The sequence below is a fragment of the Streptomyces sp. yr375 genome, assembly GCF_900110755.1.
In the GTDB taxonomy this organism is placed as follows: Bacteria; Actinomycetota; Actinomycetes; order Streptomycetales; family Streptomycetaceae; genus Streptomyces.
On the sequence record NZ_FOFF01000090.1, the window covers coordinates 1 to 8,425 of the forward strand.

Genomic DNA, 8,425 nt, shown 5'->3' on the forward strand with positions numbered 1-8,425 from the left:
TCCCTCAAGGGCGTCTCCTCACGCCGTCTGCGCCAGGAGTTCCCCGACCTCGTACGCCACTACTGGCGGGCCAACAAGCTGTGGTCGGGCTCCTACTTCGCTGGAACCGTCGGCGGCGCCCCGCTCACCGTGGTCAGGCAGTACATCGAGCAGCAGAACCGGCCGGTGTGAGCACAGCCCAGCTCCGCCGGGACCAGCAATCACGACGCTCCGCGCCGCGGGTGGTGAACACGCCGTGTCCGGCGCCGCCGGACAAGACGCGGCGACGCTCCGCGTCGCCACCATCAGATTCGCTTCACCACCGGGCTGAAGCCCGATGCACTGCGAATGAACCCCGGTAGCGGGGGGGCGTCGTGGGCGTGCAGCGCGCGGAGCTGCCCGGCCAGCCGGTCGACGATCGGGCCCGCCGCGGCCGGGTCCCGGGCCAGGGCCGCTGCCAGGCTCCCGCCCCGGACGTTTTCGACGACGACCGCGTCCGCCGGCAGGTACCGGCGGTCGGGGTCGACGAGGAGCAGGCGGGGCGTGCGGACGCCGGCGGCCGTCAGGCGGTCGTGGGCGGCGGTGAACAGGTCGGTGCCGGTGGCGGGCGAGAAGGGTGCGCGCGGGTCCGGGGGCCGGGGCCCGGCGGCGGCCTGCGGGTCGTCCCGGCCGTCCCAGCGGTCCCAGTAGTTCTCCGCCGGGGACCAGACGTACGCGATCGCCGTCGAGCCGTCGTCGTACGTGAGCCGGTAGGAGCCCTTCTTGCTGCCGCCGCGCATCCGGGTGACACCGGCGAGGGTGCGCCGCGGGCCGGCGGCGGCGCGGGCGAGGGGGGCGAGATCGGCGGCGGTGAGGTGGGGGCGGCCGGGGGTCACCTGACCCAGCCCTTTTCGTACGACGTCCAGTCGGTTTCCGTCGCCGCGAAGTCCACGTAGGCCGCGACGCCGAAGTTGGCGCGGTGCGGGTCGGTGCGGGACAGGCCCAGGCGGACTCCCCGGACCGCGCCGGCGACGGTCTCGGCGTGCGCCCAGTGGCCGAAGCGGTTCTCGTGGTAGAAGGGCAGGCCCATCAGCAGGTCGGTGGCGGCGGGGGTGACCTCCAGGGCGAGCGAGGTCTGCTGGGCGACGTAGCCGCCGTAGGTGCTCTCCAGCGGCTGCATGGTGTCGTACGACATCACGGCGATCTGGTCGACGCGACGGGCGACCTCGCCGAAGAACCGCTGGGACCACCACTTGGGGTGACCGGTGGTCGCCGCCCAGAAGGAGTGGAAGCCGGGGAGCGGGTCGATCTGGTGGGCGGCGACGGAGAGTTGGGCGTCGCGGGCGCGGGTGAGGGCGTGCAGGGTGTCGAGGAGGGCGAGGTAGTTCCGGTCGCCGGAGTGGAGGGGTTCGAGGTCGAAGTGGACGCCCTCGAAACCGGCGTCGAGGATCTCGCCGGCGGACCGCACGACAGCGGCACGCGTCCCGGCCCGCTCCAGCCGCATGCCGTTCGGACTCTCACTGGCCAGCACGTCACCGAGCCAGGCCTGGACCCGGAGCTGCGGCGCCTCCCGGTGCACGGCGGCGATGAACCAACGCGCGTTCGCATACGCCGACTTGGGAAGCGTGCCATCGTGCTCCAGCGGCCCGGCGTGGACGTACAGATCCCGTATCCCGGTCCCCCGCAACCGCCCGGCCAGCGCCTCGACGTCAGCGTCCTTCTTGCGCCCGTCGACCCAGGCATGCCCCAGCCAGACGGCATCCTTCCCCCGGCTGTACGTCCCGTCACCGGGTTCCCCCAGGTAATTGACCCGCAGCGCGGCCTCGGCCACGAGGACCGGCCCGACCAGCACCACCACAAGGCCCAGCACGAGCCACCGCCACCGCCGCCAACGCCTCCGGCTCCCCTTGGCCGGTCCCGCGCCCGGCACGGCCACGACGGGCCGCCCCTTCCCTTCCTCTTCGCTCCCGCCGACCGCCTCCGCCTGCTCCCCCGCCTGCTCCCCCGCCTGCGCCTCCGTCTGTGCCTCCGTCTGTGCCTCCGTCTGACCCTGTGATCGATTCATCGCGGGTTCCCCCTCCCGTGTCGTTCTGCCCCACCGACCCCGGCTCGGGTGTATCCCGGTCGCGGGGCCGTATTCGCGGCCATACGCTCCCAAATGTGACCTCTTCCTTGGTTCGAGGCCGGGCGCGGCGTGCCGGGTCGCAGATATCCGTGCGGGTGGCTCACGCCGTGCTGGGTGGTGCGCTCGGAGTCGTGTGGCTGGTGTTGCCGGGGATGACGTCCGGTGCCGACGCTCCGGTTGCGATCAAGGAGCCGATGCCCGCCACGAGCAACGCCAAAAGCGCCTCCGCAAGCACTGCCCCAAGCACCGCCACGAGCGCCTCCGTGTCCGGCGACGACGAGTCGTCCACCGCCGATCTCGTGCTCCCGCTCGTCGCCGTCGGCGCGGCGGGCGCGGTCGCCGGGTACGGGTACCTGCGCCGGGTGCGGCGCGTCCGGGACCGGACCACCCCCGGCGGCGTCGGCAGCCCGCCGCCGCCGAGGTCGTCGCCGCCGCTCGCCGCCCGCGACGAGGAGGCCTGCGCGGCGCTGGTCGAGGCCGACAACCGGATCCGCGCCGCCCGCGCCGAACTCGGCTTCGCCGAGACGCTGTTCGGCACGGAGGCCGTCGCCGCCTTCCAACAGGCCCTCCACGAGGCGGAATCCGAACTCGCCGCCGCGTTCCGCATGCGGCAGCGCTACGACGACGGGGTGCCGGCGGAGGAAGCGGCCCGGGGACACGCGCTCGCCGGGATCGTCGGACGGTGCGCGGAAGCCGGCCGGCGACTGGACGCCGTGGCCGACGCCTTCGGCCAACTGCGCGGACTGGAACGGGGGGTGGGCGCGGCGCTGGGGGTCGCCGAGGGCAGGTTCCGGGAGCTGGCGGGACGGGCCGGGGCCTCGGAGGCCGTCCTCGCCGGGCTCCACGCCCGGTACGCGCCCACCGCCACCGCCGCCGTCACCGGCAACGTCGAACAGGCCAAGGACCGGCTCGTGTTCGCCACCGTCCGGCTCAACCAGGCCCGCCAGGCAGCAGATTCGGGGCAACCGGAACACGCGGCCCGCCATCTGCGCGCCGCCGAGGGCGCCGTCGACCAGGCGGCCGTCTTCGTCGAGGGCGTCGAGCGGATGGCCGTAGGGCTACAGGCGGCCGAGCAGACGGTCCCGGCCGCCCTCACCGGCGCCGAGACCGAGTTGGCCACGGCCCGGCAACAGGGCTCTCCCGACCCCTCCGGCCCGCCGCCCGGCGAACTGCACTCCCGCCTCGCGCACGCCGACGCCGTCCTCGACTCCGTACGGCAGGAGCTGACCGGCCGGCAGCCCTACGATCCCGTAGGCCTGCTGCGTCGGATCGTGCGGGCGACCGCGCCGGTCGCCTCGGGGCGGGCCGGGGTGCTGCCGGCCGCCGCCCTGATCACCGCCCGCACCGCCACCGCCGCCGCGGCGGACTTCGTGGCGACGCACCGCGGCGCGGTCGGCGCCACCGCGCGCACCCGCCTGGCAGAGGCACGACGGCTCCTGGCGACCGGGGACCAGGCGGACCGCCCGCCCGCCGACACCCTCGCCCTGGAGGCCCGGGAACTGGCCGAACTCGACGTCCGGGCGCACGGGAACCCGTACACGGAGGCGAGCGGCCCGGCCGCGACGGCCGGCACCGGCGGGGCGGTGCTCGGCGGCATCGTCCCGGCCGAGGATCCCGAGGACGGGACGCCCGCGGGCTTCACGGGCCGGGCCGGACACGAAATGTGACGGTCCGTCAGGAAAGGATCTGCTCAGATCAGAACAGGCTCAGCAACGCCTCCGCCGGGTCCACCAGGCCCGTCTCGCCGTCCGGCAGGGGCAGTTCGAACCACACCGTCTTGCCGAGCGGGGTGCGCCGCGAGCCCCAGGCCGCCGAGAGGAGGCCGACGAGCTGGAGGCCCCGGCCGCCCTCGTCGGTGTCCCGGGCGCGGCGGCGGCGCGGCTGGACGAGGCCCGAGTCCCACACCTCGCACACCAGGGTGCGGTCCAGCAGCAGCCGGAGTCTGATGTCGCCCTCGCCGTACCGCAAGGCGTTCGTGACCAGTTCGCTGACCAGCAACTCCGTTGTGTCGACGAGGGGTTCGAGGCCCCAGGCCAGCAACTGGCCGCGCGCCTGCTCCCGCGCCCGCCCCACGCTGCGCGGCTCGCGCGGCAGCGTCCAGTCGCCGACCGACTCGGCGGGCAGGCCCTGTACGCGGGCCATCAGCAGCGCGATGTCGTCCTCGCCGTGGTGCGAGTCGAGGGTGTTGAGGACGTGGTCGCAGACGTCCTCCAGGGGGCTGGCCGGGTCCGTCAGCGCCCCCACGAACGCGTTGAGGCCCTCGTCCAGCGGATGGTCGCGGGACTCGACCAGACCGTCCGTGTAGAGCGCCAGCAGCGCGCCTTCGGGGAGTTCGACCTCCACCTCCTCGAAGGGCTCGCCGCCCACGCCGAGCGGCATGCCCGGCGGCACGTCGAGCATCAGCGCCGGCTCGCCGGGTTCCACCAGGACCGGCGGCAGATGGCCCGCGTTGGCGAAGGTGCAGCGGCGCGTCACGGCGTCGTAGACCGCGTACACGCACGTCGCGAGGTACACCTCGGACAGGTCGGCCTCGCGGGGCCGGCGGGCGGCCCGGGTGGCCTGCTGGACGCCGCCCGGCGTGCCGAGGCCGCGCGCGATCTCGTCCAACGCGCAGAGGACTTCGGCCGGTTCGAGGTCGAGCAGGGCCAAGGTACGTACGGCGGTGCGCAGTTCGCCCATGGCGACGGCCGCGCGCAGCCCGCGCCCCATGACGTCGCCGACCACCAACGCGGTGCGGTGACCGGGCAGTTCGATGACGTCGAACCAGTCGCCGCCGACCTCGCTGGGCCGGTCGGCGGAGGAGTTGCCGGGCAGGTAGCGGCAGGCGATGTCGAGGCCCGAGGCCACCGGGTCGCCCGGCGGCAGCAGCGACCGTTGCAGTATCAACGCCCGCTCGTGCTCCCGCCGGTACAGCCGCGCGTTGTCGATACAGACCGCCGCTCGCGCCGCCAACTCCACGGCCAGCTCCCGGTCCCGGTCCCCGAACGGCTCACTGCCCTTCGTCCGCGAGAACTGCGCGAGGCCTACGACGGTGTCGTGGGCGACCATCGGGACGGCGAGGGTGGACTGCACGAGGCCGCCCTCCTCGCCGGGGATGGCCTGCGGGCGGGCGGTGCGCAGGGCGTCCGCGCAGGGCGAGTTGAACGCGAAGTGGTGGACGGCGCCGACCGCGACGGGGGCGCCGCTGCCGTCGAAGGGGGCGTCGGAGACGGCGGAGGAGAAGGCGACCCGGCGCAGTTCGGCGCTGCCGTCGGCGAGGCCGGGCGGGGTCTCGTCGCCGGCCAGCAGACCCTGGTAGAGGTCGACGGTGGCGAGGTCGCAGAAGCCGGGCACGACGACGTCGAGGAGTTCGCGTGCGGTCGTCTCCAGGTCGAGGGAGTTCCCGATGCGGGCGCCCGCGTCGTTCAGAAGGGCGAGATTGCGCCGTGCGGCGGCGGCCTCGCGGGCGGCGGCGCGGCGGGCGGTGATGTCGGTGCCGAGCCAGGCGATGCCGATGGGGCGGCCGGTGCCGCTGTGCACGCGGTACAGGTTGATCGACCAGTGCCGGCGCTCCTCGGAGCCCGGCACGAAGCCGGTGACGTGCATGTCGGTGATGGAGTCGCCGGTCTCCAGGACTCTGCGCAGGGTCGCGCTGACCCGCTCGGCCTCGGGCCGGGGCAGGTAGTCGTGGACGCCCTTGCCGTGGTGCTCGTCGGGGGTGCCGCCGAAGATCGACGCGAACCGCTGGTTGGCGCGGCGGACCCGCAGGTCGGGGTCGATCAGCAGGAAACCGAAGGGGGATTGACCAAAAATGGCCTGCGAGGCGGCGAGGTCGGTCTCCATCCTGCGGAGCGTGCGGATGTCGACGACGATGCATACGGCGGCCTTCTCGCCGTCCTGACTGCGCGTCGGCATGACGTACACCTCGGCGAGGCCCTGCTCGCCGCGCCCGCCGCCGGGCACCGGGTCGGGCATCCGGAAGGGCACCACGCCGGTCCACTCACGCCCGTCGAGGATCTCGGCCATCTTGCGCTGGCCGCGCTCGCGCAGGTCAGGGTCGACGAACACGGCGATGGGGTCCATGCCGACGGCCCGCTCGGCCGGGATGCCGAAGATCTGCTCGGCGCGCAGACTCCACTGGTCGACGAGGCCGTCGGGACCGATCGAGAACGAGGCGACCTTGATGTAGTCGTAGATCGAACCGGGCGGACTGCTCTGCCACATGGCGTCACCGGGCGTCGCCTCCTCGCCCGGGACGTCGTCGAGGGCGCGCCGGGGGTCGGCGGCGGCGAGCGCACCCGCGGCCCTCCCCCTCCCCCTCGCGCCGCCCGACGGGTCCTCGGACTCCGTGGCCTTCGCTGGTATCTCGCTCACGCGAACCGTCCCCTCCAGCTCACCGCGTCCGGCACCGGTCACCGGCGGCGGCTGCCCGCAGTATCCAGCACTACGGGTCCGCACGACACGGTGTTCACGATCACAGCACGGTCCAGGCTCTTTTCGGACCGTGCCGCGACAACACTTCCAGTCTTCTAACCAGCGGGCACGTCGTCGAACCACACCTTCCGGAACCGGTCGGGACCAGAACCGAACGAGGGACACCGCCACCCCCGCTGTACACCGGCTCATCCCCGCGTCACGCCCCGTCAACCCGGTACCGCGAGTTCGAACCAGACCGTCTTGCCGGTGTCTCCGGGCCGGGTGCCCCAGCGGTGCGAGGAAGAGGCCACGAGTTGCAGTCCGCGCCCGCTTTCGTCCTCGGGCCGGGCGGCGCGCTCGCGCGGCGGGTCCGGCACCGGGTCGGAGACCTCGACCAGCAGCACGCCCTGCCGGCCCGAGGGGCGCACCAGCCGGAGGCCGATGGGGCCGGTGGCATGCCGCAGCGCGTTGGTGACCAGCTCGCTGACCAGCAGGGCGGCGAGGTCGCCCAGACTGTCGAGGCCCCAACCGTGCAACTGCCCCCGGACAGCGCGCCGCGCGGTGCGCACCGCACCGGGGTCCGCGGGAAACGTCCACTCGGCACAGTCGCCTTCGGTGTCGATCACGCCGATCACTTCCCAGGCCAGCGGGTACACCCATGTCCGGTTTCGTGGGGTTAATGGGCACATACCCGATATCCGCGAGCCAGTACCGCACAACAGGGCGCACTGTGGCACAAACGGCGTACGCAATCCCCTCACCCTCCGGCGGACGCGCCCCCGGATCACCAAGGGGGGCGAGCGGGGGCGCCCCGGGGGGCAGGGCGGGCGCGGCCCCGGGGGACGGACGGGCGCGCCCCGGGGGGCCTTGCGGGTGCGCTGCCGGGTCATCGCGGCCCGGGCCATCGAGGCCTGGGCGGGCCCCCCGGGGGTCATCGGGGCCCGGGCGGGCCGCCCCCGGATCACCGGGACCCGGGCGGGCCTACCCCCGGAACGACCCGAACGACCTGGCGAATGCGCCGAGGTGACAGGGCGTCCGACCCGACCCGACCCGACCCGACGGGTACGGGTACGGGGGCGGGGCCAGGGACCGGGACCGGGAACCGGGACCGAGCCAGAGCCCGGGGCCCAGAGTCGGGACCGGAGCCAGAGGCCGGGGCCGGGACCCGCAGCCAGGGACCGGAACCAGAGGTCGGGACCCAAAGCCGGGACCGGGGCCGAGGCCGAGGCCAAAACCAGAGGCCGGGGCCGGGGCCGGGAGCCAGAGGCCGAGGCCAAGGGCCGGGGCCGGAGCCCGGAGCCGGGGCCGGGAGCCAGAGGCTGAAGCCAAGGGCCGGGGCCGGAGCCCGGAGCCGGGACCGGAGCCAAAACCCGGGGCCCCGGAGCCGGGACCGGAGCCAGGGGCGGGGGCGCAGCCGAGCTGGCGCGCGGGCGCGGTTCAGCGGGGCCGGGTGTCGGTTCGCGTGAGCATCTCGCGTACCGCCGGTACGTCCTGGTCGAGCCAGTCGACGTGCCAGATCTCGTCCGGCGCGAGCCAGCGCAGCGCGTCGTGGTCCTGGAGGGGTTGGGGGGCGGCGGAGCCGGGACAAGGGGCCGGGACCGGAAGCCGGAAACCGGAAGCCGGGACCGGAGCCGGGCCAGAGGCCGGGACCCGGAGCCGAGGCCGGAACCGGGCCAGGGGCCGGGACCCGGAGCCGAGGCCGGAACCGGGCCAGGGGCCGGGACCCGGAGCCGAGGCCGGAACCGGGCCAGGGGCCAGGGGCTGGGGCGAGGAGCCGGGACCGGAGCCAGGGGCGGGGGCGCAGCCGAGCCGGCGTGCGGCCGCGGTTCAGCGGGGCCGGGTGTCGGTCTGCGTGAGCGTCTCGCGTACCGCGAGGCCGGGAGCAGGAGCCAGGACCGAGCCAGAGCCCGGAGCCGGGATCGGAGCCGAAGCCCGGGGACCCGGAGC

Annotated in this window: 6 protein-coding genes; 2 read left to right on the forward strand and 4 right to left on the reverse strand. The window is 74.6% G+C overall.

The window, feature by feature from the left end:
• Window positions 1-171: transposase (locus BMZ82_RS38565; RefSeq protein ID WP_143099010.1), on the forward strand; the 171-nt coding region annotated here is incomplete at its 5' end.
• A 113-nt stretch (window positions 172-284) separates the two neighbouring features.
• On the opposite strand, the gene BMZ82_RS38570 is transcribed toward BMZ82_RS38565, so the two are convergent.
• Entirely contained in the window at window positions 285-854 is a 570-nt protein-coding gene (locus BMZ82_RS38570) for a phosphotransferase (protein WP_093782050.1), read from the reverse strand.
• Window positions 851-2,023 (reverse strand): glycoside hydrolase family 18 protein, encoded by a 1,173-nt coding sequence (locus BMZ82_RS38575; RefSeq protein WP_256252349.1) that lies wholly within the window; start codon window positions 2,021-2,023, stop codon window positions 851-853. Before BMZ82_RS38575 ends, BMZ82_RS38570 begins: the two co-directional genes overlap by 4 nt.
• Before the next feature lie 254 nt (window positions 2,024-2,277).
• Between BMZ82_RS38575 and BMZ82_RS38580 the strand changes: the two genes are divergently transcribed.
• Entirely contained in the window at window positions 2,278-3,750 is a 1,473-nt protein-coding gene (locus BMZ82_RS38580; protein WP_256252350.1) for a hypothetical protein, read from the forward strand.
• Between the two features lie 28 nt (window positions 3,751-3,778).
• Here BMZ82_RS38580 and BMZ82_RS38585 read toward each other — a convergent pair whose 3' ends face one another.
• Together BMZ82_RS38585 and BMZ82_RS38590 are read right to left on the reverse strand one after the other, a co-directional pair.
• The gene (locus BMZ82_RS38585; protein WP_093782052.1) at window positions 3,779-6,436 is read right to left on the reverse strand and encodes a SpoIIE family protein phosphatase; all 2,658 of its coding nucleotides are present in this window, start codon (window positions 6,434-6,436) and stop codon (window positions 3,779-3,781) included.
• 269 nt (window positions 6,437-6,705) lie between these two features.
• Window positions 6,706-7,134 (reverse strand): ATP-binding protein, encoded by a 429-nt coding sequence (locus BMZ82_RS38590; protein ID WP_093782053.1) that lies wholly within the window; start codon window positions 7,132-7,134, stop codon window positions 6,706-6,708.
• Window positions 7,135-8,425 lie beyond the last annotated feature (1,291 nt).

Excerpts from the sequence above, each read along its gene's own strand:
- BMZ82_RS38575 (WP_256252349.1), bottom strand. The coding sequence starts at position 2,023 with ATGAATCGATCACAGGGTCAGACGGAGGCACAGACGGAGGCACAGACG.
- BMZ82_RS38580 (WP_256252350.1), top strand. The coding sequence starts at position 2,278 with ATGCCCGCCACGAGCAACGCCAAAAGCGCCTCCGCAAGCACTGCCCCA.